Origin of the sequence: Streptomyces sp. TRM49041 (assembly GCF_008271805.1) — a bacterium.
Classification (GTDB): domain Bacteria; phylum Actinomycetota; class Actinomycetes; order Streptomycetales; family Streptomycetaceae; genus Streptomyces.
In genome coordinates this window covers 1-26,997 of the sequence record NZ_VSRY01000087.1, presented here as the reverse complement: position 1 = coordinate 26,997, position 26,997 = coordinate 1, and the positions used below count along the sequence as shown (strand labels likewise).

The 26,997-nt window shown below is 69.6% G+C and carries 16 protein-coding genes; 12 read left to right on the top strand and 4 right to left on the bottom strand.

All coding sequences use genetic code 11. The features are described from left to right. The first annotated feature begins 449 nt into the window (after window positions 1-449). From FVS66_RS35410 to FVS66_RS07020, 6 genes are all read left to right on the top strand, one after another. Window positions 450-4,523, top strand: coding sequence for a glycoside hydrolase family 9 protein (locus FVS66_RS35410; RefSeq protein WP_222946905.1), 4,074 nt, complete (start codon window positions 450-452; stop codon window positions 4,521-4,523). 562 nt (window positions 4,524-5,085) lie between these two features. Beyond that, window positions 5,086-6,126: a hypothetical protein gene (locus tag FVS66_RS07040; RefSeq protein WP_149180130.1), complete on the top strand. Its 1,041-nt coding sequence runs from the start codon at window positions 5,086-5,088 to the stop codon at window positions 6,124-6,126. A 669-nt stretch (window positions 6,127-6,795) separates the two neighbouring features. After that, window positions 6,796-8,574, top strand: a complete 1,779-nt coding sequence (locus FVS66_RS07035) for a DUF4012 domain-containing protein (protein ID WP_187645420.1) — start codon at window positions 6,796-6,798, stop codon at window positions 8,572-8,574. 225 nt (window positions 8,575-8,799) lie between these two features. Then, window positions 8,800-10,761 (top strand): SDR family NAD(P)-dependent oxidoreductase, encoded by a 1,962-nt coding sequence (locus FVS66_RS07030; protein WP_222946904.1) that lies wholly within the window; start codon window positions 8,800-8,802, stop codon window positions 10,759-10,761. After that, window positions 10,758-11,486, top strand: coding sequence for a sugar transferase (locus FVS66_RS07025; protein ID WP_262386847.1), 729 nt, complete (start codon window positions 10,758-10,760; stop codon window positions 11,484-11,486). Before FVS66_RS07030 ends, FVS66_RS07025 begins: the two co-directional genes overlap by 4 nt. Continuing rightward, the gene (locus tag FVS66_RS07020; protein WP_187645419.1) at window positions 11,479-12,642 is read left to right on the top strand and encodes a DegT/DnrJ/EryC1/StrS family aminotransferase; all 1,164 of its coding nucleotides are present in this window, start codon (window positions 11,479-11,481) and stop codon (window positions 12,640-12,642) included. Before FVS66_RS07025 ends, FVS66_RS07020 begins: the two co-directional genes overlap by 8 nt. Window positions 12,643-12,876: 234 nt before the next feature. Here the strand turns inward: FVS66_RS07020 and FVS66_RS07015 are convergent, their stop codons facing one another. From FVS66_RS07015 to FVS66_RS36525, 3 genes are read right to left on the bottom strand one after another with little or no spacing between them, the layout of a single operon-like run. After that, the gene (locus FVS66_RS07015; protein WP_149180127.1) at window positions 12,877-13,494 is read right to left on the bottom strand and encodes an acetyltransferase; all 618 of its coding nucleotides are present in this window, start codon (window positions 13,492-13,494) and stop codon (window positions 12,877-12,879) included. Continuing rightward, on the bottom strand, window positions 13,491-14,798 hold the full coding sequence (locus tag FVS66_RS07010; RefSeq protein WP_149180126.1) for a glycosyltransferase family 4 protein: 1,308 nt from the start codon (window positions 14,796-14,798) through the stop codon (window positions 13,491-13,493). The genes FVS66_RS07015 and FVS66_RS07010 overlap by 4 nt, the downstream gene beginning before the upstream one ends. A gap of 4 nt (window positions 14,799-14,802) precedes the next feature. Next, complete coding sequence (locus tag FVS66_RS36525) at window positions 14,803-14,955, bottom strand: hypothetical protein (RefSeq protein ID WP_316248169.1); 153 nt, start codon at window positions 14,953-14,955, stop codon at window positions 14,803-14,805. Between the two features lie 76 nt (window positions 14,956-15,031). On the opposite strand from FVS66_RS36525, the gene FVS66_RS07000 reads away from it, so the two are divergent. The 5 genes from FVS66_RS07000 (at window position 15,032) to FVS66_RS06980 (ending at window position 23,289) form a co-directional block, all read left to right on the top strand. Further along, window positions 15,032-18,091 carry an O-antigen ligase family protein gene (locus FVS66_RS07000; protein WP_262386846.1) on the top strand — a complete coding sequence of 1,020 codons (3,060 nt, stop codon included), beginning with the start codon at window positions 15,032-15,034 and terminating at the stop codon, window positions 18,089-18,091. After that, window positions 18,088-19,311, top strand: coding sequence for a glycosyltransferase family 4 protein (locus FVS66_RS06995; RefSeq protein WP_149180124.1), 1,224 nt, complete (start codon window positions 18,088-18,090; stop codon window positions 19,309-19,311). Before FVS66_RS07000 ends, FVS66_RS06995 begins: the two co-directional genes overlap by 4 nt. Continuing rightward, window positions 19,308-20,285, top strand: coding sequence for a D-glucuronyl C5-epimerase family protein (locus tag FVS66_RS06990; protein ID WP_149180123.1), 978 nt, complete (start codon window positions 19,308-19,310; stop codon window positions 20,283-20,285). The genes FVS66_RS06995 and FVS66_RS06990 overlap by 4 nt, the downstream gene beginning before the upstream one ends. After that, window positions 20,272-21,468, top strand: a complete 1,197-nt coding sequence (locus tag FVS66_RS06985; RefSeq protein ID WP_149180122.1) for a glycosyltransferase family 4 protein — start codon at window positions 20,272-20,274, stop codon at window positions 21,466-21,468. The genes FVS66_RS06990 and FVS66_RS06985 overlap by 14 nt, the downstream gene beginning before the upstream one ends. A gap of 336 nt (window positions 21,469-21,804) precedes the next feature. Beyond that, complete coding sequence (locus FVS66_RS06980) at window positions 21,805-23,289, top strand: polysaccharide biosynthesis tyrosine autokinase (RefSeq protein WP_187645418.1); 1,485 nt, start codon at window positions 21,805-21,807, stop codon at window positions 23,287-23,289. Between the two features lie 197 nt (window positions 23,290-23,486). On the opposite strand, the gene FVS66_RS06975 is transcribed toward FVS66_RS06980, so the two are convergent. After that, window positions 23,487-25,253, bottom strand: a complete 1,767-nt coding sequence (locus FVS66_RS06975) for a VCBS repeat-containing protein (RefSeq protein WP_262386845.1) — start codon at window positions 25,251-25,253, stop codon at window positions 23,487-23,489. Window positions 25,254-25,881: 628 nt separating this feature from the next. On the opposite strand from FVS66_RS06975, the gene FVS66_RS06970 reads away from it, so the two are divergent. Then, on the top strand, window positions 25,882-26,997 hold a 1,116-nt coding region (locus FVS66_RS06970; protein WP_262386844.1), incomplete at its 3' end, for an ALF repeat-containing protein.

The window sequence follows — 26,997 nt, the reverse complement described above, 5'->3', positions numbered from 1 at the left end:
GACGCTGAGGCCGGCCGTCTCGTGCCCGGTGTCCTCCACGCGCACACCCGCGCGACCATCCGGGCGGGTGTCGTCGTTCTCGGTGGCGGCACAGCCCGGTGCCTCGTCCGAGTCACGGCGCCGTCGGTCCGTCCTCTGCTCATGGTGCGCGTGCGTTCCGTGAAAGTGATCCCTTCCGCGACCGAATGGTCGATCAGGTCGCGCGTTCTCCTCTTCCGCCGGGATCGACACGCGCCTGGACCGGTCGCCGTCCGTGGGAGGACGGCACCGATGCCGTCATCGAGGTGCTGCAGGGCCCCGGCGCTCACGAGCTGCATACGCGAGATCTCACCGGCATCAGGGCCGAGTATCCGCGTATCGGAGATGCGATGAGAGCGGCGCTGTCCAAGGGACGGGTGCTGCAAGCGCCATTCGCGAACCGGGTTGCATTACATGGGAGGGAGTGAGGAGTGCTCAAGAGCACGCTCAGATTAGGAACGACGGGGAGAACACGCTCCGGGGGCGCAGCGCTTGTCGCGCTCGTCCTCTCGGTGGTGCTGACGGTCGTCGGGTCCGCCGAACCCGTCGCCGCTTCGGCAGCGGAGGCCACGGGGTGTTCCGCGGCAGGCTCGTCCTTCGCCACCGAGCCGATCGAGAACGGGGGCGCGGCACTGCGCATGGGCTGCGCGCGCGATGCCGGGAACCTTCGCTCACTGGCGCAGAGCGACAACGACCTGGTGGCCGCCATCGACTTCGACCCCGCCCAAAGACCTGAGCAGTTGCAGCAGCTGATGCGGCAAATGGTCGACGACGCCCGGGCCGACCAGGCCAACGGGCTTTCGCTGAACGAGTTCTTCACGCGTCAAGCCCAGAAGAACAGCGTTGGATACTACGAGCAGTCGACCGACGACGTCAGGTACGACGGGAGTGTCCAAGCCGTCGGCGACAGCCTCGTCATCGTGGTGCCGGTGGCGGAGGTCGGCACTGCGGGATTCTGGGACGGTTTTTGGAAGAAGTTCGTCACCGGCCTGGCCGCCACCGCTGCGGGAATCGTGTCCGGGGCGCTCTGCCTGGCCGCTTTCAACGTAGGTGCTCCGGCGGCAGCACCGGTGTGCGCGGCTGTGGCCGGGGGCATGGCGGGGGGCGTCAGCGAGCTGGTGAGCGCTGCCCTGGACGGGAAGCCGATCGACGCAGAGGTCTGGGGCGCCGCGTTGGGCACGGCGATCTGGGGTGCGCTTGCCGGAGCGTTCACCGGAGCGCTTGTGGAGTACGCAGTTGCCGGTTCCAGCGCGTTGGTGTCCGAAGCGCAAACCACTCTGAGGCGTTACGCGGCGAAGCTCGGAAACTGGGGGAACCCCCTCGGCGCCGTGGCCGACGTACTCAACGGCAATGCTGCTCGACGCTTCCTCGAGACGCTCCAGCGGCTGCAGCGCGGCGTCGGTTCCTGGGCACCGCTCGGCGAGGTCGTGGACGGTGCGGGCGACGGCTCGCAGACTCGGTTCCTTGACATCGACGGCGACGGAGACGCCGATCGCATCGTCGCCGGATCCGGCGGCCGGATCCAGGCATGGCGGAACGACGGTGCGCGGGACTGGTCCCCGCTGGGCGACATCACACCGGGCGCCGCCGCGCAGGACGACGTGGACCCGCACCAGGTGTTCTTCGGCGATGTCGACGGCGACGACCGCGACGACTACATCAGGATCCTCAACGCGGGCGAGTCCCCGACCGGCTTCGCGAGCATGCGTGTGTGGCGGAACGAGTCCACTGCCGAGGCGGTCGGATGGGCGGAGCCGCGCACGGTCGCGAACGACCTGGGCTACACCGGAGACCTGCTGTTCGTCGACATCGACGGTGACGGCGACGACGACCTCCTCGTGAAGGGAAGGCTCAACTACGTCACCGCGTGGGAGAACACGGGGCACGGCCTCCCCTCCGAGGGCGACTGGAAGAAGATCGGCTTCGGGTATCCCAAAGAAGGCCCGAGCGGGGAGCTCTCCTTCGCGGACATCACCGGCGACGGCCGCGCCGACGTGGTACTCGTCGAGTACATGTCGGGTGACGTCCTCGCCTGGGAGAACACCGGTGGACCGTGGAGCCTGACGACCGGCTGGAGATCACTCGGCACCATCCGCTCCGGCGACGCGTTCGCCGGCACCACAGGTACTTTCGCCGATCTCGACGCCGACCTCGTCGCGGACTTCCTGCTGTTCAACGGCGACTCAGGGGGTGTCGACGGCTGGCTTCTGCCCCGGTACGGCCCCGGTGGGCAAGGGCCCGGTCAGCCCGGCCACCCGCAGGACCACGCCGAGCTTCCGGCCGGCACGCTTCCGGCGTACAGCGGCGGGCAGCCACGGCCCCAGCTCGACGGCAGGCTGCTGCAGAACAGCAACTTCACCGGGACGTTCAAGCCGTGGTGGGTCAACGCGGGGATGACTCCGAAGCTCCAGGGCGGTGTCCTGTGCGTCGATGCCCCGGCATCGGAGAAGCCGTGGGACGTCCTCGTCGGGCACAACAGCATCTATCTGCCCGGCGGTAGTTCGTACACACTGAGGTTCCGCGCGAGGACGAGCGCTGCGGCGAAACCGATCGTGCGCATCGGGCCGTTCGACAATCCCGACAAGATCGAGTACTTCGCCAGGGGATTCACGACGGGAGAGTCCTGGAAGCACTACGAGTACACGTTCAAGACGAGCTACAGCGACGCTTATGTGCTGTCACAGTTGCAGTTCCGCCTCGGGGCGGCCGACAAGCCGTACGAGTTCTGCATGGACGACGTGTCGCTCGACGGCAAGGAGTTCGCCCATGCGGCGGACACCGGCCCGGCGGTGAAGGTGAACCAGCACGGCTACCTCCCGAACGGTCCGAAGCGCGCAACGCTGATGACCGACGCGGCGGGCCCGCTGCCATGGACGCTGCGGAGCGTCGGCGGTGGCGCGGTCGCCACGGGCACGACGGAGCCCGCGGGCTTCGACGGTTCGGCCGGCGCCTCGGTGCACACGATCGACTTCAGTGGCGTCTCGGCCACAGGCGAGTTCAGGCTCGCAGTCGGCGGTGAGGAGAGCCACTCCTTCGACATCAGACCGGATCTGTACGATTCGCTCCGCACCGACTCGATGCGGTTCTTCTACACCAACCGCAGCGGCATCACGATCGACGGAGGCATTGCCGGAGCGGCGTACGCTCGGCCTGCCGGACACGTCGGTTCCTCACCCAACACGGGGGACAGTCAGGTGCCGTGCCAGACGCCCAAGTCCTACGTCGACAACTGGACCTGCGACTACACGCTCGACGTGACCGGCGGCTGGTACGACGCGGGCGACCACGGAAAGTACGTGGTCAACGGCGGCATCGCCACCTACCAGCTGCTGTCCGCGTGGGAACGGGCCGTCGCCGAGGGCTCGCAGGCACAGCTCGGCGACTCCGCGCTCGCCGTTCCCGAGCGCGGTAACGGCGTCCCGGACATCCTCGACGAGGCCCGCTGGAACCTGGAGTTCATGCTCAAGATGCAGGTGCCGGACGGCAGGCCGCTGGCCGGCATGGTGCACCACAAGGTGCACGACGAATCCTGGACCGGCCCGCCGACGCTCCCCCATCAGGACAAGAAGAAGCGCGAGCTGCACCGCCCCTCGACAGCGGCGACGCTCAACCTCGCAGCCGTCGCCGCACAAGGAGCGAGGATCTACGAGCGGTTCGATCCCGGCTTCGCCACAAAGCTGCGCAGCGCGGCCGAACGCGCCTACACCGCAGCGCGGGCCGAGCCCGCACTGTATGCGCCCCGCGCGGACCGCGTCGGCGGCGGCCCGTACAACGACAGTGACGCGTCGGACGAGTTCTACTGGGCGGCGGCCGAGCTCTATCTGACGACGAAGAGGGGGAGCTACCTCGACGACGTCCGGTCGAGCCGGTTCCACACCGCCGGGGCCGCCTTCAGCCAGAACGGCTTCTACTGGGGCTCGGTCGCCGCTCTCGCCCAGCTCGATCTCGCACGCTTCGGTGACGGGCTCACCGAGCACGCGAAGATCCGGACGTGGGTAACGGCTGCCGCGGACCGTCTCATCTCTTTCCAGAGAGCTGAGCGGTTCGGCCAGACTTACACCCCGACGACCGGGAAGTACGACTGGGGCTCGAACGCATCCATGCTGAACAATCAGGTGGTCCTGGCCACCGCGTACGACCTCACGGGTACCGATGCGTACGCCGACGCCGTTTTCGAGGGGTTCGACTACCTGTTCGGTCGCAACGCCCTCGGGCAGTCGTACATCACCGGATACGGTGCGAACGACGCGAAGAACCAGCACAGCCGCTGGTACGCGAAGTCCTTCGACGCGTCACTGCCCAACCCGCCGGCCGGGACGGTCGCAGGCGGGCCGAACTCCAGCCTCCAGGACCCCCTCGCTTCGTCGTGGCTGCACGGCTGCGCACCGCAGCTGTGTTACGTGGACAACCTGGAGGCCTGGTCGCTCAACGAGATCACCATCAACTGGAACTCGGCCTTGGCCTGGACGAGCGCATTCGCGGCCGACGTAGCGGGTCGCCCGTGACAGGGAAGCCGGCCCCCTCGGTGGCCGAAGCGTTCCGAACCCGGGACGTGACCGAGAGGAGGCCTCGCGCTCTGGTACGCCCGCTTCTCGCCTCAACGGCTCGCCCCACCGCACCGCACCGCCCCGCCATCGGCACCCAGACCTCCCGACAAGCCCAGAAACGACTTGGAGTTCGTTTCCCGTGCGAGGGGAGATCGTTCAATGCCGACGGCCACGACCAAGACCAAGACCAAGACCACGACCACGACCACGACACGCAGACTGGATTGGTGACGCGTGCTGCGCGTGCTTGCCTGTCTCCGGGTATGGGGAAGCACGTCGATCGCGGCGATCGGCGTGCTTCGGCGATGTGGCGATCAGAGGGGCGGGGATGAGCGGTCACATGGCGAGCCGTCGACGAGCGGGGCTCCCTGCCTGGGCATGGCGGGTCGCTGACCTGTGGTGCCCGGACATGGCTGAGACGCTGAGAGCTGAGGCGTCTCTCTCAAGCACGGCATCCGTTTCTCGGGGTCGTCCCAGTGCGTCTGCTGACGGCCAGGGGGCGGCCGTAGACTCGCGCGCCATGGAAAAAATCTTCAGGCTCGGAGAGATCAGCTGCCCGTCGGGGACGCTGGTCGTCGTTGACGGCGGCCATCTGGGGTTGTGGAGCGGAGAGCGGTCGCCGGCGGAGATCGACCCCGCGCTGCTTGGTGCTGACGATCCGGCGATGGCTGCCGACGTGCTCAATTCGGTCGACTTCGCCGTGGTCGGCCCAGACGCCTCGGCAGCGGCCCGCAGCTTCGACCGGCAGCCAGGTGCCATGCTCCACGACATCCCGGCCTCCCGGGTGGTGGAGCTTGAGACGATGTTCGAAGAGCACTGCCGGACCGCAGGGTTGGACGCTCGCTTGGAGGCGTTGTCGAGCCGCGAACCACATGCCCAACGCGCGCGCCGCACTGCCGCTGAAGGCGGCGGCGGTTTTCTGATGTTCGGGGTGCCCGTGGTCGCAGTGGGAGGGGTGCCCCGCGATCGTCATCTGCCGGTGCTGGCTTCCCGGGTCGACTCGGGCGCCGGCATTGGGCCGCGCTGGTCTGAGATATCGGTTCGGATGAGCGAAGCCCAAGCGGAGACATCCGTGCCGCTGGGTGACATCGGTGTCGACTGGGCCCGGGTGCTCTTCGGCGACGCCGATGCCCTGAACGCCTGGCAGCACGACGAGCCTGTGGACGGCCAGGCCGACGTCGCGTTCTGGGGCGCCGCCGCGGAGGAAGCCGCCGCGAGGTTCGCAGCACCGGAACTGGGCGAACCCGGCGAAGACGGTGTCCGCGGGTGGACTGGGCTGGCCGTGTCGGAGGCGATGGAGAAGGCTCGCGACGTGCAGAGCTGGAAGGAGGAGACCGGGCGGCGCATGATGGTGGACTTCCGGCCCCATTCCCACCACTGGCAGGTCATGCGACAGGTTCGTGCCTCTGAAGTCGAGGCCGGAACGGTGGATATCGGCGACGCCCGACTGCTCTGCGCGATGACGAGCTGGGGCGACGGATACTTCCCCGTGTCGGCCGACCTGGATGCCTCGGGTGCCGTGGTTGCGGTGCGGGTGAGCTTCTCCGACGAGATCGAGTAGGGGTTGTGCCTTTGGCTACCGTCTGGCGCGGTAGCCCCTCGTGACAACGCCACGCCCCCGGCAGCTGCATTGCCGGGGGCGTGGCGTTGCGCATCGTACGCGCCGCGGCTTGTCCCCCACGGCTGGGCAGTGATCTTGCAGCGTGCCCGGCGGGACGGGGGCCGTGCCCTGTGCCACGAACAGGCGCAGGTGCGAGCCGCCGTCCATGAACACGCCGTTCACGTCGTGTCGCCCGTCGGAGAGGTACGCGTGCCCCAGCCGGGCCGACTCCCCGGTGACACGAAGTCCTCGCTGCGGCGCAGCAGCAGACGGAAGACGTTGCCCTGTAAGTTCACCCACCGGTTCCCGAGCCGGCAGGCCTCGTTCTGGACGAAGTTCGGGTCGACGACGTCCTCGATGTACCAGCCGGAGTCGATGACCCGGTCGGGGACAGAACTCGATCACGCAATGACCCTGCCTGGACGCACGGCCAGGAAGAATTCAGAAGTACGGCCGGAGTGTTAGGCCGTTCGGACCGAGTTTCCCGCCACCTGGTGCGGTGAAGTCCGCAACGCGTCTCAGTGACTGTCATTACTGATTCAATCCAAATGCATGGTTTCCGTGGACCCTTCGATTCATGGGTAGGCAATGAAGGCAGGGAAGGACCCAACGTGCAGCCGGAAGGGTGCTGTGGAGAGTGCGCGGGCATTCGCGGCTCTGATGTTGCGGCGCCGCCACCGAGCCTTTCTCTGGGTTGTCGGAGCTGTCGGTCTGTTGTCAGCCGCGTCTGCCGGTTTCCTGGTGTGGGAGGTCCGCGCGGTCCAGAGCAATCTCGCTGCGGCTCAGGTGGCCACTGACCGACTGCAAACGGAGATGGCCAGTCATCGCCGGCCCTCAGCCGAGGTGCTGGGCGACATCCGGAAACACACAGCGGCCGCCCGGAGCGCGGCTGCCACGCCGGTGTGGAGCGTAGCCGAGAAGCTCCCGCTGATGGGCCCGCCGCTCCATTCCGCCCGGGGGCTGAGTGTCGCCGCCGACGAGATGGCCACCGGGGTGCTGCCGGAGGCTGTGCGACTGCATCAGATGCTCACGTCCGGCCGGATCGTGCACCACGGTCGCGTCGACCTCGGTCGGCTTTCGGCTGCCACGGACCTGCTGGGGAATGTGCACCGTCAACTGACCGGAATCGAGACGAGTTTGAATGGCCTGCCCGGCTCGACGGTGGTCGGTCGCCTCGACATGGCGCGGCAGCGGCTGTCCGACCGAGTGGCGCGCCTTTCCGACTCGGTCTCCGAGGCGGAGGCGACGACGCGGCTGCTGGTGCCTCTGCTGGGTGCCTCGGAGCCGCGCTCCTACTTTCTTGCCTTCCAGAACAATGCCGAGGCCCGGGGCACCGGTGGCCTCGTAGGCACCTTCGGTATCTTGACCGCCGACCGTGGCCGAATCACTTTGCACGACTTCGCGTCGGATGACACGCTGCCGCGTACCGCCACCCCCGTGGCGAACTTCGGGCCGGCGTTCGACCGCCGGTACGGAGCTGTTGAGAGCACCCAGGGACTGGCCAATTCCAATCTGTCCGCTCATTTTCCCTATGCGGCGCAGATCTGGGTGGGCTTGTGGCAACGCCATACGGGGCAGCGTCTCGATGGGGCCATCGCGACCGATCCTGTGGGACTCGCCCGTGTCCTCGAAGCCACGGGGCCGGTCCGGCTTCCGGACGGAAAGCAGCTGACGGCGGACAACGCCGTAGAGTTCACCGAGAGCACCCTTTACGCGTCGTACAGCAACACCGAACGAAAGCGTTTCCTGGTGCAGGTCGCACAATCGGTCGCTGTTGCCTTGCTGCGCCAGGACCACGATTCGGTGGCCCTCCTCCACGCACTGCGGCAGAACGTCGACGACGGCCGACTGCGTGTGTGGAGCAGGGATGCCTCCACCGCGTCGGCGCTCGAAGAAAGCGGGATGGCGGGCGAAATCCCCGAGAGAAAAGGCCCGTTCGCCTATCTCGTGGTCAACAATTCCGCAGGCAACAAGATGGACTACTATCTGCGGCGGTCGCTGACCTACGAGCTCGGTCCTTGCGAGGGCGGTACCCGTTCCAGCGTGGTGCGAATCAGGCTGACAAACGCCGCTCCCACCTCGGGCCTGCCTGCCCTCGTCGCTCTCCGTTCCGACGATCCCCGGCACTCACACCCCCCGGGGTCCACAAGCATCTGGTTCTCGTTGTACGCCAGTTCCGGTGCGCAGTTCACCGGGGGGACCCTGGACGGGCGGCCACTTCTGTTGTCGTCGACCGAGGAGCGCGGTCACCCGGTATTCGGGACGCGGGTGGAACTCCTGCCCGGTCAGACGCGAGAAGTGGAGATTCGTCTGCTGGAACCGGCTTCGGACCGCACCCCCGTGGTGCCCTCGCAGCCGTTGGTGCAACCGCAGACCACCAAGGTGCGCGTCCAGCCGTGCGTGAAGTAATCGGGCCGCTTGAGTGAAACTCAAGGGGCCCGCGCCCGCTCAAGAAGGTGCGGCGGGACTCATCCGCCCGAGCAGCGGAATCGTACCCACAGAGAATCACGTCCGCGAGAACGCGGGAAATGTGCTGATCCACCCAGAAGGATGCGGCGGCGTCTGTGGACATACCGTCGGAAAGATGCCGAAATAGGTCTTCGGCAAATGACAACCTGTTGATCGGGGTTCACCTTGCGTGGGGAATGCGCGGGCAACGACAAGCTGACAGCGGTTCATCCTGCGGCGTTCCACACCGCACAGGAAAGCCGCGCTTTGCCGGGTGGTTGGTCCGGCGTTGCCGCCCGCTGTCGCCGGCCGGCGGTGCAGGCCGCCATAGACGCGATCGCCTGGACTTGCGGCCTGTTGATTGCCGCCCTGGCCACCAACAGCGCTTCTGATCTGGTCGTCGGACCTGGCAATCTGGTGATCGTCTGTGCTGTCACATGGACAGCAGTAGTGCTGACCGGGGCCGTGTGCGGGCTCTATTCCGGGCGCTATCAGGCGGAGACCGGCGCGGAGCTGAGAGCGGTGCTGGTCTCCGCCGGGCTGACCGGGCTCCTTCTGGAGGGCATCTGCCAGGCGGGGCTTCCCCTGGTGGGCGACAAGCCGGGCGTGGCCGGACTCGCCGCCCTGGTCGGAGTGCTTGCCATGATCGCCGTGAGGGCCGCAGTCGCGGCCGTCCTGCGCAGGCCGAGACGGCCCGCGCCGACCGCCGTCAAGGTGATCGTGTTCGGTGCGGGCAGCGCCGGAACGCAACTGGTGCAGCGGCTGGTCGGTCAGCCTGGCGCGCGGTACCGACCGGTTGCCCTGCTGGATGACGACCCGGGCAAGCGCCGACTGCGGATCTGCGGTATCCGAGTGCGCGGCGGGCGGGAACGGCTCGCGGAGGTCGCTGCGGAGACCGGGGCGACGGTCATGGTGATCGCGATCGCCGGCGGGTGCCGGGACGACCGAGTGATCCGCGAGCTGATCACACTGGCCGAGTCGATCGACCTGATCACCACAGTGATTCCGCGCGTTGAGGAACTGGTCGCCGGACCGGCGCGGATCGACGACGTCCGCGACCCGCGGATCACTCAGCTGCTGGGCCGCGATCCGATCCGGCTGGACCTTGAATCGGCTGCCGGTCAGTTCGCCGGACGCCGCATCCTTGTCACCGGCGCCGGCGGCTCGATCGGTTCGGAGCTGTGCCGCCAGTTGCACCGGCTGGGTCCCGCGTCGCTGGTGTTGCTCGACCGGGACGAATCGGCTCTGCACGCGATCCAGCTCGCGCTGCACGGCCGTGCGCTGCTCGATTCCGACGAGGTGGTGCTCGCCGACATCACCGATGCCTCCCGCATCCACGAGATCTTCGCGCAGACCCGCCCCGAGATCGTGTTCCACACGGCGGCGGTGAAACATCTCCCGCTGCTCGAGCGGTATCCGGCCGAGGCGCTGAAGACGAACGTGATCGGCACGATGAACGTGCTGCAAGCGGCTGCGGCCTGTGGCGTGCGGTCGTTCGTGAACGTCTCCACCGACAAGGCGGCCGACCCGGTGAGCGTCCTCGGCACGTCCAAGCGGATCACCGAGCGGCTCACCGCACACATGGCCGGTGAATACCCTGGGACCTGGGCGTCCGTCAGGTTCGGCAATGTCCTGGGCAGCCGGGGTTCGCTGCTCGGCTCGCTGTCCGCGCAGATCGCTGCGGGCGGCCCGGTCACCGTGACACACCCGCAGGTCGCTCGCTACTTCATGACAGCCACCGAAGCCGTCCAACTGGTACTGCAGGCCGTGGCCGTCGGGGAGAGCGGAGAGGCCCTCGTCCTTGACATGGGAGACCAGGTCCCCATCGTCGACCTCGTCCGTCGTATGGCCGCCGCGGCGTCGCGGCACGTCGAGATCGTCTTCACCGGGCTGCGACCCGGCGAAAAGCTGAGCGAGGATCTGCTGGGCAAGGGGGAGCCGGACCACCGGCCGAGGCATCCGCTGGTCAGACAGGTTCCGGTGCCCGTACTCGATGCCGGTGAGGTCACCGGCATCGGTCACCTCACCGATCCGGATGAGGTGCGCGCCGCCTTGGCGCGCCTCGCCACGGCGCCCGGCCCCGAGCAGTCGGCCGACCAGCCGCCCGTGCTGCCCGGCCAGCCCGAGAAAGCGGAGGCCAGCAGATGACCGCCCCGCCTCTGCCGGGCCGGTCCCCGGCGGACTCGGCGGTCCCGGAGGCGCCCACCGCGATGCCCGGCGGTGCCCGGGTCGGTAACCAGGTGCCTCGCCGCAGGCCGTACCGCGGCAAGCGACTGCTGGACCTGGTCGTGGTCAGCCTGATCATCGTGCCGGTCGCGCTGCTCTGCGCGATCGCCGCGCTGGCGCACCTGCTCGCGCATGGCAGACCCGTTCTGTTCCGGCAGCAGCGGGTCGGCCGCGACGGCCGCCTGTTCGTCCTGCTGAAACTGCGCACGATGCGGAATGTTCCGGCAGGCCCGGAGAGTCCGGGTGACGACGACACCGCCCGGGTGACCGCGGTCGGCCGGGTACTGCGCCGTACGTCCCTTGACGAGTTGCCGCAGCTGGTCAACGTGCTGCGCGGACAGATGAGCCTGGTCGGGCCTCGGCCGACCTTGCCCTACCAGGTACGCCGGTACACCGATCGTCAGCAGCTGCGACTGCTGGCCACCCCAGGCCTGACCGGCCTGGCGCAGGTGCACGGGCGACAGCGGCTGAGCTGGCCGGAGCGCATCGAGTGGGATCTGCGTTACGTCCTCCGCCAGAGCTTCCGGCTCGACCTGGCCATCTTGTTCCTCACCATCTGGACGGTCCTGGCCGGGGGCGGAGCCACCGCCAGCCACGACAACGATCCGATCGCCCGCAAATCAGGAAGGATGCTCACAGGTGCCTGACAGCAACGTCCGGATCCGGCTTGCCAGTCCCGATCTCGGTGAGGAGGAGGGCGAGGCGGTACGCAGGGTCCTGCGCAGCGGTGTTCTCACCAACGGCGCGGAGAACGAGTCCTTCGCGCAGGAGTTCGCCGACCGGCATCAGGCGCGGTTCGGTGTGACGTTCTGCACCGGCACGGCCGCGCTGCACGCGATGTTGCTCGCCGAGGGAATCGGCCCCGGCGACGAGGTGATCGTCCCGTCGATGACCTTCGTCGCCACCGCGACATCGGTGTGCCACGTCGGGGCCACCCCGGTGTTCGCCGACATCGACCCACGGACGTTCAACCTCGACCCGGTATCGGTCGGCGCCCGGATCACCAAGGCCACGCGGGCGGTCATGACCGTCCACTACGCCGGGCAGCCCGGCGACCTCGACGGGCTGGCGCGGGTGTGCGGCGCGGCCGGCGTGCCGTTGCTGGAGGACGCCGCGCAGGCGGCCGGCGCCGAGTACCGCGGCAGACCGGTCGGCACCTTCGGCCGGTCGGCCATGTTCAGCTTCACCCCCGCCAAGAACATCACCACCGGTGAGGGCGGCATTGTGCTGACCAACGACCCGGGCGTCGCGGAGCGGCTGAAACTACTCCGCAACCATGGTCAGACCGGGCTGTACCAGCACGAGAGCCTCGGCTACAACTGGCGGCTGACCGAGATGCAGGCCGCGATCGGCCGGGTGCAGCTGCGCAAGCTGGACGGCATCCTGCGGCGCAAACAGCTGATCGCGGAATCACTGACCCGGCGGCTGGCCGACCTGCCCGACCTGATGACGCCGCATCAGGTACCCGATGTCCGGGGAACCTGGAGTCTCTACACCTGCCTGCTTCCCGGCATCCGCGACCAGGTGCTCGCCGACCTGTTGGCGCAGGGCATCGAAGCACGGATCTACTTCCCGCCGGTACACCGGCAGCCGATCTTCGCCCGTCGGGACGGCGGCACGGTGGACGCCGCAGCACTGCCGGTGACCGAGGCCGTCGCCCAGGCGATGCTGTCGCTGCCGGTGCACCACCGGCTGACCGAGGCCGAGGTGGCCGAGATCGCCGACGCGGTGACCACCGCCGTCGTCCGGGCAACCGCGTCGCCGAATGCCACGGATCAGCCGATGCCGGTCGGTGCCCGGTGACCGCGTGCCGGCGTGCGTGACCTGGCGCGATGGACCGGAACCACGCCCAGGTCCTGGCCGCGCCGCCCGGTGTACGCCCGGTCGCGGCCGTGATCGGGACCTGACGGGCGGCACGGCGGTGCCCAGCGTGCCCTCGCTGCCGTACCCGCACCGATTGCCCGCGCTGGGCATGTCCTTCTGCATGGGAGCTTTGCCGACGCCGGGCTCCCGGGATCCCGTGATCGAACCGGACGGTCAGGGCTCCCGGGTCCTGGCGGGGACGCCGACGACCAGCTGACCGACGGCGACATCGCGGGTCACCAGAGCCGAGGCGCCGACCATGACGGACGACCCGACCCGCCGGCCCTGTAGCACGGCGGCGTTACTGCCCACCGTGGACCCGGCGCCGATGGTCACGTTGCCGGCGATGTTGGCCCCCGGCAGGATCGTCACGAAATCCTCCAGCACCGTGTCGTGACCGATGCTGGCCTGGTAGTTCACCTGGACGTGTGAGCCGATGACGGTGCCGGTGGAGATGAACGCCTGCCCCAGCACAACGCAGCCACGCCCGATCCTGGCGCCGGGGGAGACGACCGCACGCGGGTCGATCACTGTCGCCGCTCGCAGGCCGCGATCTTCGAACTCTCGGGCCAACCTGCGGCGCACTCCGGCGTCGGCGATCGCGACCACGAACTCGTCCCGCTGCCCGCCGGACGCAGCCAACCGCCCGGGCGGCAGCACCGGACAGCCGTCCACCTTGGTGGCCGACGGGTGCTCGTCCACGAAAACCACCTCGGGTGCCGCGGCTGTCGCCCGCACCGCGTCCAGCGTCTCCCTGCCGAAGCCGCCCGCGCCCACGATGTGCAGCGTCACAGCTGCGCCTCCGTCACCGGACCCCCGCGCCGCGCCGGTTCCGAGACCGCGGTGAGGAATGCGCCCGCCAGAGCGGTCATGCCGTGATGCCGGTAGATCCAGCGGCGGCCGCGCTCGCCCATCCGCTCCCTTTCGGTCTCGCTCATCGCGGCCAGCCCGGCCAGCGCGCCCGCCATATCCGCCGGTGACTCGGCGGGTACGCACACGCCGCCGCCGGACTCGCGGACCGGGCCGCCGGGCGCGTTGCTCGCGAACAGCACCGGCTTGCCGGACGCCAGGTAGTCGAACAGCTTGTTGCTGCTCAGGCCGTACTTGAAGACCGCGACATCGCGCAGGCAGAACAGCGTCACATCCAGCTCGGCCAGCACGGCCTGCACGGCCTGCTTCGGTACTGGCGACCAGAACAGCACGTTGTCCAGGCCATGCCGGTCAGCGAGTCGTTGGCACGCGGCCTTCTCCTGGCCGTCGCCGACCATCACCACAGCGATCCGTGGATGGCCGGCGGCTCGCAACTCCGCCGCGGCCGCGACGATGGTCGCCACCCCGTTGGCCGGTCCGTGCGAGCCGATGTAACCGGCGGTGAGACAACCGTCCTTGCGGAAGCGCCTGATCCGGTCGATCAGGTCGGCGGCCCGGTGCCCGGGGTCCGCAACGTCCGGGTCGGCCTGCCGGTCCGGATCCATCGGCCGGGGGAAGTCGGCGATCCCGTTCGGCACATAATGGATCTTGCCGGCCGGGAGACCGCGGGCCTCCAGGTAGTCGCCGGCGCCGGGCAGCAGGCAGATCACGGCGGACGCACGCCGGCAGCAGAACGACTCGACCAGCCGGAGCAGCCGGGCAGGCAGCCCGTTCGCGCGCAGCGCGCCCATGTCGATCAGTGTCTGCGGCCACAGATCGCGCAGCTCGACGACGAAGCGGGCGCGGCGGCAGCGGGCCGCCACCCAGGCGGCGAGCACCGCGGCCAGGTGCACTGATGACCCGACGATCACATCCGGCCGGTTCAGGCCGCGCTGCGCCGAGAGCACCCGGGCCGCATAGTGGGCCATGTTCAGCACGCGGCGGTATCCGTTGTCGGCGTAGGGCGGCGTGCGGACCCAGACGAAGCGGACGCCGTCGATCGTCCGGGTGGCCACCTTCTCGCCGGGCGTGAGCCGTTCCTCGCGCCTGCTGAAATGGCTGAAGCTGCTGGCGAAGATCGTGACGTCGTGCCCCTTCGCCGCCAGCACCCGGCCCAGCTCGTAGTGCCGGGTGCCGGCGGCGCAGTCCGGTGGCGCCGCGTAGTGGTTGAAGATCCAGATCCTCATGTCCTCACCTCCGTCGACGCCGCCCTGCCGTCAGATCGATGCGAACTGCCCGGCTGTGGCGGCGAGTCGGCGAGCGAGCGGTCAGGCCCTCGGTGACCAGGGTTGCCATCGCCACTGCGGTCGGAGCGAGCAGCAGGCCGGCCAGATGATCGGCCATGGTCCGGTTGCGTTCCTCGGGCATCGTCCGGTCGAAGGACCGCGGGCCCGCCTCCAGGCGCGTAGTGCCGGCCGGGGTGCGCGATCAGGTGCTCTTCGCCGCGGCGGGCGAGCTGCCACGCGAGCGGCGCCGACTTGACGAGTTGTGGACGTGCGCCGACCACGCTGAGCACTTTCACAGCTGCGTTCCCCTGTCCTGCCCGGTCATCCGCGCCGGAGAAGCCTTCTCCCGGCGTCTGGTGAAGGCGGCGGCAGTCGGCCCGGCAGCCGGAAATCTACTACTTACCGTGCGCAAATCGCTACTTTACGCTCCTTATGCCGCTACATTGTGCCTTCATGCCGAGGCGGCGAGAACACCCGCCGCTCCCAGCAGCACCGATCCGACCCGCGACTCCGGAGGCCGTTCCCTGGTGCTGTCGATCACGAAAAGTCTTCGAGTCCGGCTGCCGGGGGTAAGTCCGGCGGCGATCGGGGGAACACTGGCCACGCGATTGCTGGCCACGGCGATGAGCTTCGCGGCGGGCGTCATCGCCGCGAGGGCTCTCGGGGTGGAAGGCAGGGCCACGTTCGCGGTCATGGTCTCGGTCCCCTCCGTGCTGAGCATCGTCACGGTCCTGGGTGTGGACAACGCCAACGCCCGGTTCGCCGGGATCTCGCACACCGCGTTCCGGCAGATCGTGCGGTGGAGCCTGGTGTTCTCCGTGATCTCGGGTTGCGCACTGGCGGGCCTGTGGCTGCTGCTCGGTCATCTCTGGCCGGCTGTGCTGCTCGGCATGCCGTACCGGCTCGCGCTGCTCGTGGCCGCCATGTGCCCGGTGAGCCTGCTGACCCTGTTGCTCGGTATGGCTGAGCTCGGTCGTGGCCGGGTCGCGACGTACAACCTGCTCAGCACCGTCCCCACGGCCGGCTACCTCGTCGGTGTCTGCGGCCTGCTCGCCGCGGGATCGCTGACCCCCACCAGCTGCTTCCTGTCGGTGCTGGCCGGCCAGCTGGTCTCGGCCGCGATGCTGCTGATCGCGTCCACCACCCGCGTCCACGCCGATGGTGAACCGGTCTCAAGCCGTACCTTCGGGAGCTTCGCCCTCAGGTCCTATCTCCCGAACCTCATCCATTACGGACTGCTCCGCCTGGACGTGCCGGTGATCCAGATGCTCGCCGGGACGACGGCCGTGGCCGTGTACGCGGTGGCGCTGCCCCTGGCCGAGGGGATGTTCCTGCTGTCGACGACGGTCGCGCTGGTGCTGTTTCCCGCCGTCACTTCAGGTGCCGTCGATGGGCGGGCAGCGGCCCGGATCGCCCGGACCGTGTTCGTCGCCGCCGCCACGGCCGCCGCCGTGGCGGCGGTAGCCGCGCCCATCCTGATCCCAGCGGTCTACGGGCGTCAGTACTCCGGTGCCGTGCCGGTGATCTGGGCGATGCTCCCCGGCCTGGTGCTCTTCAGCGCGGCCCGCTCCGTACAGCCCTACCTGGCGGCCGCCGGCCTGCTCCGGCCGGTGATCATCGCCACTGTGATCGGCGCGGTGGTCAACATCGCGCTGCTCGTGGCCTTGACCCCCCACCATGCCGCGGTCGGTGCGGGCGCCGCCGACTCGGCCGGATACGTGGTGTTCGCGCTGCTGCTCGCCTACGGCGTGCGCTTGGCTGTCCGCGCCCGCCGGCGCCGTCCGGCCGAGCGCGCAGGCGACGAGGCCGCGGCCGCACCGGCGCGCCGGCCCGTCAGGTGCCCGTCGGTCAAGACGGTCGGCGACCGTCGGCGGGGCGCGTACCCGAGGCAGGTGAGGTCCGCCGTGACCGGCAGAGGGCTCATGGTCGCGGCGGGACTCCTGACCGTGGCGGGTGCCGGCTGTCTCGCGATGGCGTACAGCCCCGCCCTCAGTGCCGTCGGCGCCGTCGCCACGCTCGTGGTCATTGTGCTGGCCCTGATCCCGGAGGTGGGTCTGTGTGTACTCGCGGCGGCCATCCCGCTCTCACAGTCCGACGTCGGCGGCTCGCTGATCACCCCGAGCGTGCTGATCGCTCTTATGCTCGTCTGCCTGCTGGGCCGCGTCATCGCCGGTCGGGGGATCGCGCGGCCGAAGCCTCTCGGCGTCCTGATCACCGTTGGCACGGTGGGTTATCTGGTGGCCACCAGCGTCCTGATCGGCGACACCGATCTGCATGCCGCCGACAAATGGCAGTACCTGCTGCTGATGTGCGCGCCGCTGCTGCTGTTGCCGCTGGTCGCCGAACCCGGACGGGCTCTCGACCGGGCGCTCCTGGTGTTCAGTTGCGGCAGCGTGGTCGTGGCCTTGATCAGCATCGTTCAGATCGGCTCCGTCTTCGCGGCGAAGTCGGGTCTCGCCCCTGCTGACACCGCCGTTCTGGCCGTCACCCAAGAGGGCGCGGCCAACCACAACACCGTGGGTGCCCTGTTCGTCATGGCGGCCGCAGTCCTGCTCAGGCGCTATCCGGCGGTCCGGGCGCCCCTGCTGCGGCTGGCAATCTGCGCGGGGGTCGTCGTGCTCGTCGTGGGTGTCGCGTACTCGCTGAGCCGCGCGGCCTATCTGGCGGGAATCGCGGTGATCGCGATCTACGCCGCCCGTAGATCGCTACGCGGCGTCCTGGCCCTGAGCGTCGGCGCGGCCTGCCTGCTACCGCTGCTGCCCGCCGCGATCGCGGCCCGGTTCGACTCGATCGTCGGTGGCGCGCCGGACGTCAGCTCCGCGGTACGGCTCGATCTCTGGAGCAGCGCACTACGGATGTTCGAGGCGCACCCGGCTTTCGGTGTCGGATATCTGAACTTCGCCAACCAGTTGCCCGCCTACTACCAAGCCACAGGTGATTACGAGGTCATGCTCCTCCAGTTCCCGCTTCTGCATTTCGCTCACAACACCTACCTGACAGTGCTCTCGCAGACCGGCCTGGTGGGCGCGGTCGGGATCGGCTCGCTTGTCGTGCTCGGCGTCCGCCGGGCGTGGTGCGCGGCTCGGTCCGGTGATCCTGCGGGCGAGGTGGCGCTGCTGGCCCTGGTCGGTGCCGGGGTCTGCTCGCTGTTCGGCGAGGTCCTGCTGGTCCCACCCCTGCTGGCCGGTCTGATGCTGATTGTTCTGGCCGCGAAGCCGGCTCCGGCCGACGGACCGGTACCGGTGGCGCGATGAGCACGTCTGTGATCGGGGAGCCGCGGCCGCTGCGCGTCCTGCAGATCACCTCGGCCGCTGTCGGCGGAAGCTGGTTCCACGACCAGGTGCGCGGCCTTGCCGAGCTGGGTAACGAGGTGTGCGCGGTGCTGCCCCGAGAGGGCCCGCTCGCCGACCGGCTGCGCGGGCTCCGCGGCGTCCGAGTGGAAATCATCCCGTTCGGAGTGCCTCATCGGATCAGACAGCTGCCAGTGCTGCTGGCCGGACACTGGCGGCTGATGAGGTTCGTCAGGGCATACAAGCCGGATGTCATCCATTCGCATCTGATCATCGCGAAGCTCGTGGCCCGACTGGTGTCGGCCGCCTACCCGCCGGCACTGGTCGTATCGCAGGTCCCCGGAACGGTGCATCTACGGATCGTGCTCTTCCGGATCCTGGAGCGGCTTTCGCTGCGCCGGGACGATCTGGTGCTCGGATCGTGCCGGGCGATCATGCGCCGCTACCAGGCCATGGGAGCGCGGTCGGTCGCGGTCAGCTACTACGGCTGCGACGTGCACCGCTTCGATCCGGCAACCTCGCCGGACGCGTTCCGTCGCGAGTTCGGCCTCACCGACGACACGCCGACTGTCGGCATGGTCGGCTACATGTACGCGAGCAAGTTGCGGGAGTTCCGCCAGGTCGGTGTCAAGGGGCATGAAGTCTTCATCGACGCCATCCCGCTGATTCTGCGTCAGAACCCCGAGGTCAGGTTCTTCGTGGTCGGTGACGAGCTGGTCGGTGACGGGGAGTACCGGCGCGAGCTGGAACGCCGCGCCGCCCGGCTCGGCATCGCCGACCGGGTCCGGTTCACCGGCTTTCGGTCCGACATCAGTTCGGTCATGGCCGGGCTGGACGTCCTGGTGAACCCGTCCATGGACGAGTCCGCCTGCTACGCCGTGGTGGAGGCATTGCTCATGCGAAAGGGCGTGGTGGCGACCGACGTCGGTGGTCTGCCGGACACGGTCCAGAACGGCCGCACCGGCCTGTTGATCCCGCCTGCCGATCCCCCGGCACTGGCACAGGCCGTGAACACGCTGCTCGCCGACCCCGCGGCGCGTCTCCGCATGGCCGACCGGGGCCGTGAACTCGCGCTCCGGCAGTTCGACATCGCCGGGACAGTCGGTCAGGTGAACGAGCTGTACCACCAGGGACTGGCCGCGCGGGGGCGACGCAGGCTGCTCCGCAGGGAGAGTCCGGCGTGAAGGACAACAGGACGTGGGCCGGAACGACGCTGGTCGGCATGGCGGGGAAAGCGGTACGCGATCTGCGGCGGCCGAGCTTCCCGGTCGACGCGACGACACCGCCGGGTGACATGACGACCGGCCGGCCAGGCAGGTACCCGCTCGACCTGCGGCCGATGACGGCCGGGAGCACGCTCGACCACGAGCGCGTGGTGGTGACTCGTGCCGCGACCGGCGAGACCTACCGGAACCCGGTCTCGGTCAGCCTGTATGCGCTCGCACAGCACACCGGCGCGCTCGCCGCCGGCCGGCACCCGGCCACTCCGGACGAACGGCCTCCGGGCGTGAGGGCTCTGCTGACCCAGGCCGTTTGGCTGCGCGCCAGCCAGGACGGCAACGGCGGCTGGCGCTATCCGGTACCGGTGCCCCGGTACGGGGTGCGCCCGGGCTGGTACTCGGCCATGGCCCAGGGCCTGGCGGTGTCCGTGATGCTGCGCGGATACGCCACGACTGGCGAGCGGTCCTTTCTCGATGCGTGTGAGGGTGCGCGGGAACTGATGCTCCGGCCGCTGGACGCGGGCGGTTGCTCGCACTACGACCGACTGGGGCGCCCTTTTCCCGAGGAGTGCCCGTCGGACCCGGTCAGTCACATTCTCAACGGTGCGGTCTTCGCCCTCTTCGGCCTCTGCGAGCTGAGTCGGCATCAGGGCGGGACCGCCCACGAGCGCGTGGCGGACCGGCTCCGCGACTCGCTGGCCGCGTTCGACCTGGGGTACTGGACCAGGTACGACCTCCGGCACACCGCGCCCGCCAGTTTCGCGTACCACTGCCTGCATGTCGCGTTGCTGACCGCGGCCGGAAGAGTGCTCGCCGACCCGCGATGGCCGGCGGTGGCCATCGCGTGGGACCGCTACACACGCAGTCCGGCAGGGCGGCTGCGGGCCGCGGCGGGCAAGGGCCGGTTCGTACTCAAGGAGCGCCGTGTCCGATCATGACCAGGCCCCGCCACGGCTGGGCATGAGCGATGCGCCACCCGCGCCGCTGCGCGTCGTCCTGCTCGCGTCGGCCACGTCGGCGCACACCCGGCGCTGGGCGCGCGATCTGGCCATGCGGGGTCATGAGGTGACTGTCTGCAGCTGGCATGAGCCGGGCCTGGGCCCCGAGGGCTGGCGATCCACGTCCGCCCCCGCGGGGGCGTGCCTGCCGTTGCGCGTGGTGCGCGCGGGGCACTGGCTGCGCCGCGAGATGCGCCGGGCGCGGCCGGATGTCATTCACGTCCATTCGCTCGGTGCACACGGGGCGCTCTCCTTTCTGCTGTCGGCCCGCCCGGCGGTGCCGCTCGTGATCACTCCGTGGGGCTCTGAACTGCGGGCTGCGGACCGGCATCCCGGCCGGGCGTTGGTCGCTCGGCTGGCGCTCCAGCGGGCCGCGCGCGTGGTGCCGACGTCCCGGGAGGTGGCTGAGCTGGTCGCGAGCCGGTACCGGGTCCTCCGCTCACGGATCACGGTCCTTTCCTGGGGGGTACCAGACGTGCTGCTGGATGGCGGGAACGACGCCGACCCCCGGTCGACTCGCGCGAAGTACGGCATTCCGGCCGACGCCACGGTCGTGCTGTCGGTCCGCAGCACGTCGGAGGTCTACCGGACGCGCGAGATTCTCGCGGCATTCACCCGTGCCGCACGGGTTGGGCCCGACCTGTTCCTCGTGTTGCCGGCGGGTCACCGGCCGGCGCATGCCGCCGCCAGACGCGCGCAGCAGGAATATCTCGCGCTTCTGCGCGCCCGAGCGCAAGATCTGGCCGGCCGGGTCGTCGTCATCGATCAGCCACTCGGCCAGGCCGAGATGTTCAGCCTGATGCGCGCAAGCGATGCGGCGATCTCGGTTCCCCAGGCCGACCAGCGAAGCTCATCGGTGCTCGAAGCCGCGGCTGCCGGGTGCCGGCTGCTGCTCTCCGACATCGCGCCCTATCGAGAACTGGTGGCGGAGGGCCTGCTGGCGGACCTGCTTCCCGATCCGCTGGTCGGCTCGCTGGCTGACGCTCTCTCAAACACGGGGCCGCTGGATGCCGGTGATCGTCTGTCCAATCGGCAGCTGATCAGTCAGACCGAGCGCGGCTCCCTCAAGGTCGCGGAACTCGAACGGCTGTACAGGGATGTGGCTCGCGCGGGGGCGGTGTAGCGCCCGCCCTTCGCGGCGCGATGCTGTGATCTTCTTCAGTCTCCTCGGCATGGGCCCGGTCCTGGTCGTGCGGCGGCCGTGATTCGGTGTGGACACCAAGGCCTGGGCGTGTGGCGCGAACAGAACATGACGACATCCATTGGTTCGATGGCACAAGAAGTCACCGGATCGGGGTAGCCCCGGCTCACGCGGTGTGCGTCGCAAGGGTCGTTCGAGGGGTCGACACAGGGGGTGGCTCCCTCGCTCGAAGAGTCCGAGTCCCTATGGTCGACTGCGTCCATAGGGAACAGAAAGCCCCAATTCGGGTGGTTCCCTCAGTCCCGTGAGGGGTGCAGCTTGGATCTCCAAGGATTCCTGAAGGCTCTGGCCAGACGCTGGCTGACGGTCATGGTCTGTCTGGTTCTCGCGGTCGGGGCGGCGCTCGCCGTGACAAGCATGAGCACCCCCGAATACGAGGCGAGGGCGCAGCTCTTCGTCGCCACCCGCACCAGTGAGAACACCGTCGATCTGCACCAGGGGCAGACGTTCTCGCAGGCGCGTGTGCACTCGTACGCCCAGATTGTGAAGACCCGTCAGGTCGTGGCTCCCGTGGTGAAACAGCTGCGGCTGCGCACCACCCCGGAGGAGCTGGCGTCCCGGATCGCCGCCGTCGTTCCGCCCAAGACCGTGCTCATCGACATCACCGTCCGGGACACCTCGCCCCGGAGCGCGGCACGCATCGCCAACGCCGTGGCAGAACGGTTCAGTTCGGTGGTCGAGCAGTTGGAGACCCCGAAGCGGCCGGTCTCCCCGACGGGGTCCGAGAACGGCGAAGGGGGCGAGGACGCCGCGTCTGTCTCCCCGGCCTCCCCGGTCTCCCTCGGCCTCACCCAGGAGGCCGTCACCCCCACCTCTCCGGCGTCGCCACGCCCGTTGCTGAACCTGGCCGTGGGCGTGGTCGGCGGCCTGCTGCTCGCTGCCGGGCTGGTCGCCCTCCGCGAGACGCTCGACACCACGTTCAAGACGAGCGAGGCACTGGGCGCGTTCATCGCTCTGCCCAGCCTCGGTACCATCCCGTACGACAAGAGCGCCCCAAGCCGGCCGCTGGTCAGTGCCGACGGGCACTCCAAGCGCGCCGAGGCGTTCCGCAAGCTGCGTACCAACCTGCAGTTCTCGCAGGTCGACGATCCGCCGCGGATCATCGTGGTGGCGAGCTCGGTGCCCGGTGAGGGCAAGACGAACACCGCGATCAACCTCGCCCTCTCGCTCGCCGAGGCCGGCGTCTCCACCTGCCTTGTGGACGGCGACCTGCGCCGCCCGTGCGTGGCGCCGACTTTCGGCCTCGTCCAGGATGCGGGCCTGACCACGGTGCTCATCGGGCAGGCCCGTGTCGAGGATGTCATGCAGCAGGTCGCCGGCGGGCTTTCGGTGCTCGCGAGCGGTGCTGTGCCGCCGAACCCCGCGGAACTGCTCGCCTCGGCGCGCATGGGCGAGGTGCTGCACGAGTTGGCGGACCTGTACGAGGTCGTGATCGTCGACACTGCGCCGCTGCTGCCGGTCGCCGACACCATGGGGCTCGCCTCTCTCTCCCAGGGGGCGCTGCTCGTCGTACGGGCCGCGAAGACGAACCGGGACCAGGTGCGCACCGCCACGGAATCGCTCGAGCGCGTGGGCGTCCGCGTGCTCGGTACCGTGTTCAGCATGGCTCCGCTTCCCAAGGGCGGCCGTTGTGGCCGTTACGGCGCCTACGGGCAGTACGGCGAGCTGCCGGCTCCCCGTACGTCTGCCACGCGGGAGGAGGAGGCCGCCTCCGCGGCGACGCCTCCCACGGACGGGGGATGACCCGAATCCTGTTCGTCCGCACGGGCAACGTGCACCGCTCGGTGTCGCCGAGCGTCTGCCGGCGGCGAGGCTCTCGTGCCCCGTGGAGTGGGCAACCACGTGTGGCGACAGTACGGGTCCACGACCACGAAGCCCCCTGCCGGGGAGTCCGGCAGGGGGCTTCGTCGTGCGGTGGCGGGACGTTGGTCCCGCCGTTGTCAGTGGAGGCTGCGGTAGGTGTTCCAGCCGCCGCCGAGGCTCGCGCGGGGGGTGAAGACGTTCGCCGTGCCCGTGTACGTGGCCAGGTAGCGGTACAGGGTGCCGTCGGCGGAGACGGCCAGCAGGTCGGCGCGGCCGTCGCCGCTGATGTCGCCGGGGGAGACCAGCTTGTTGTACGTGTTCCAGCCGCCCCCGATGCGCACGCGCGCCTTGAAGGGCGCGGAGGCGTTGCCGGTGCCGGTGTACAGGTACAGCGAGCCGTCCGTGTGGCGGGCCAGGAGGTCCGCGCGGCCGTCGCCGGTGATGTCACCCGCGCCGACGAGCGCGTTGTACTGGCCCCAGCCCGAGCCGACGCTGATGCGGGGCGCGAAGCCGGTGCCGCTGCCGTTGCCGCGGTACAGGTACAGCACGCCGCTCTTTGTGCGGGCCAGCAGGTCGCCCTTGCCGTCGTCGTTCAGGTCGCCGGGGCCGACGAGGCTGTTGAAGGCGTTCCAGCCGCTGCCCAGGACGGTGCCGGAGGCGGAGTTGTAGAGGTAGCCGTCGTAGACCTCCATGAGGTCCGCGTAGTCGTTGGCGTCCAGCGAGTTGGCGTACGTGATGCGGGCGCCCTGCCAGCCGCCGATGTCGCTGATCTGCTCGCGGGCGGTCAGCGTGCCGTTGTTGCGGGAGCCGTAGAGGAACAGCGTGCCCTTGGTGTCCAGACCGAGGACCGTGCCCTTGCCGAGCAGGGTGTTGCCGCCCTGGCTCGCGAGCAGGTCGACGACGTTCCAGCCGACGCCGAACTCGACGCGGCTGGTGGGGCGGCCGGCGCCGTCGGAGAGATAGAAGTACGTCGTGCCCGTGGTCGTACGGCCCCACAGCTCGGCGATGCCGTCGCCCGTGACGTCGTCGACGCTGAACAGCTGGTTGTAGGTGTTCCAGCTGTTGCCGACCTTGACGCGGGCCTTGAGCGGCGCCGCGGCGTCGCCCGAACCGGCGTAGAAGTACAGGTCGCCGCTCGGGGTGCGGGCGTACAGGTCGCCGATGCCGTCGCCGTTCGCGTCGCTCACGCCGACGAGCTGGTCGTAGATCTGCCAGCCCCGGCCGACCTTGACACGCGACTTCAGCGGGCCGGCCGCGTTGCCCGTGCCGGCGTACAGGTACAGCTCGCCGTCCGGCGTGCGGGCCAGTACATCGGCCTTGCCGTCACCGGTGACGTCGCCGGTGGAGAGCACCTTGTTGTAGATCTGCCAGCCGTTGCCGGACCAGGAAGCGTCCCCGGCGCCGTGGCCGCCGTAGTAGCCCTGGTGGAGCGAGAGCTTGCCGTACTGCGTCAGGCTCAGCAGGTCCGCGACGCCGTCGCCGCTGATGTCGCCGAGCGGGATGACGTCCTTGAACTTCTCCTCGGAGTACGTGTAGAGCCCGTAGTCCGTGTCGTTGGCGGTGTCGCCTGAGTGCTTCAGGTAGTACGAGCCGTCCAGCGTGCGGTAGAGGATGTCGCTCTCGCCGTCGCCGTCGAGGTCGTTGCGGCTCGGCGCCGCGGCCTCCGTCCCGGCGGGCGTCTCCGTCGACATACGGGCGCGCTTCTTCGGCAGCGTGCCCTCCGGCAGCCGCACCTCGGGCGTGACCTGCTGGACAGGCGCGCGGCCGGCCGGGTTCGGGTCGTCCGCTGCCGCCGCCGACGTCGTCGTACCGGAGAGCAGCAGGCCGGTGGAGAGGACGAGAGCGGTGCAGGACGCGAGTCTTCGGGCCCGCCTGCGCGAACGGTCAGTGTGGTGAACAGCCACGTGAGACCCCCCCTGGGGTAAGTGATGGAAACCGCGCCGAGCCCGGCACAACGCGCGTGGAGCGGACCGGACGGCTCGGCGGCTGATGGAGCATACAACCATGTTCAACGACTCTGTAGGGATTTGTTGATACGTAGTCACCGCACCGAGCCCCCGGACCCGGCCCTGTCCCCGGACCCGGCCTCCGGCCCCGGTCGGGCGGTGCCGTCCGCGCCGCGCGACCGACCACGCGCGGTCGTGGAACGGGTGGCCGGCGGCCGCGCGGTAGGTGGAGCGACCCTGGGGGCCAGCTCCGGCTCGGCGCCCGCTTCGGGCACCGCTTTCCCGGCTCCGTCCTGGTCGCCTTCGCCTCGCTCGTGCCCTTCGCCGGGGGAGCGCTGCTGAACGCCTTGCCGGCGTGGGGAGTCATCGCATTCCCGCGGCACTTCGTGCGCGAGGCGCGCCGCGGCGGCCGCCGAGGCGGTGCCGCGCCTCGTGATCCCAAGGGGCGTGAACACCCGTACGGAAAAAGGTAACGTGCCAGCCGTACCGCAGGACGCGACACGGCCCTCCAACCCCACGCGCACCACCTGTGGTTGAGGAGCCGCGTCCGCGTCACACCGTCGTATCCCAACGGGGAAGGATGCACGTGTCGTCAACGCTGTTCTGGAGCAGACGCCGGATACTCACCACCCTGGCCGGGGCTGCCGCAGCGCCCGCCCTGCCCTCAATCGTCACCCTGACCGCCACCCCAGCCCACGCCGCCGAGACCGACCCCGGCGCCACGGCCACCGGTCTCCCAGACACCGACCGGGGCAAGGCCGTATGGGCGTACAAGACCGGAGGCCGCTCGGTCCGCGAGGCCGCCGTCACCGCTCTCGTCGGCTCCCAGGCCGCCGTCTCCGCCTTCCTCACCGGCGAACTGCCCCTCGCCCAGGCGCAGGACAACCGCTTCGCCGTCCTCAGCAGCCTGCCCTACGCGGGCAAGTCCGTCCGCGACACGGCCGGCGCGGCGCTGTCCGCCGGAGACGACGCGATCGCCTCCTACCTGGTCGACGGCTACGCGCAGTCCGTGGAGGCCGATCTGCGGGTGGCGGTGCTCACCGTCATGAACAACAGCGGCACCGCTGTGCGGCGGGCGGGCACCGCGGCGCTGGACGAGGGCACCCCGGACGCCCTGTGCACCTTCCTGGAGAAGACCCGGCACACCGCGCGGCACGAGGACGAGCGGATGGAGGTCTTCAGCATCCTCTCCACCGCCTCCCCGCAGGTGCGGCTGTACGCGGAGCGTGCCCTGAACGACGGATCGCCCGAGGCGATCAGCCAGTTCCTCGTCTCCGGCCAGTACATCGCCCGGGCCCGCGACGAAGAGGCCGCGACGATCGACCAGCTGGTCGCCATCGTGGAACGCGAGGGCCGACGGGCGAAGCTGAAGACGGAGCAGGCCGTCGCCGCCTCCGACCGCGCGAAGGAGGCCGCCGCGAAGGCCAAGGCCGCCGCCCTACTGGCGGCGGACGAGGCGAGGGCTGCCCAGCAGGACGTGCGCAAGGCGGCCACGGCGGCGAACAAGGCCGCGAACGCCGCGCGCGGAGCCGCCGACGCCGCGTCCACCGCGATCGCCGCATCCCGCGCCGCGCAGGCAGCCTCCAGCCGCGCCGCCCAGGCCGCGCAGGCAGCCGCTGCCGCCGCCGCGTCGGCCGGGAACGCGGCCTCGCGCGCGTACAACGCGGCCATCGCCGCCTCCAAGGACGCCACCAAGGCCAGC

What these genes read in the sequence shown, in the direction of transcription:
- FVS66_RS36525 (WP_316248169.1), bottom strand. Translation starts at nt 14,955, where the DNA reads ATGGCCGATCATCTGGCCGGCCTGCTGCTCGCTCCGACCGCAGTGGCG.
- FVS66_RS06995 (WP_149180124.1), top strand. Translation starts at nt 18,088, where the DNA reads ATGAGCACGTCTGTGATCGGGGAGCCGCGGCCGCTGCGCGTCCTGCAG.
- FVS66_RS07010 (WP_149180126.1), bottom strand. Translation starts at nt 14,798, where the DNA reads ATGAGGATCTGGATCTTCAACCACTACGCGGCGCCACCGGACTGCGCC.
- FVS66_RS07040 (WP_149180130.1), top strand. Translation starts at nt 5,086, where the DNA reads ATGGAAAAAATCTTCAGGCTCGGAGAGATCAGCTGCCCGTCGGGGACG.
- FVS66_RS07025 (WP_262386847.1), top strand. Translation starts at nt 10,758, where the DNA reads ATGACCGCCCCGCCTCTGCCGGGCCGGTCCCCGGCGGACTCGGCGGTC.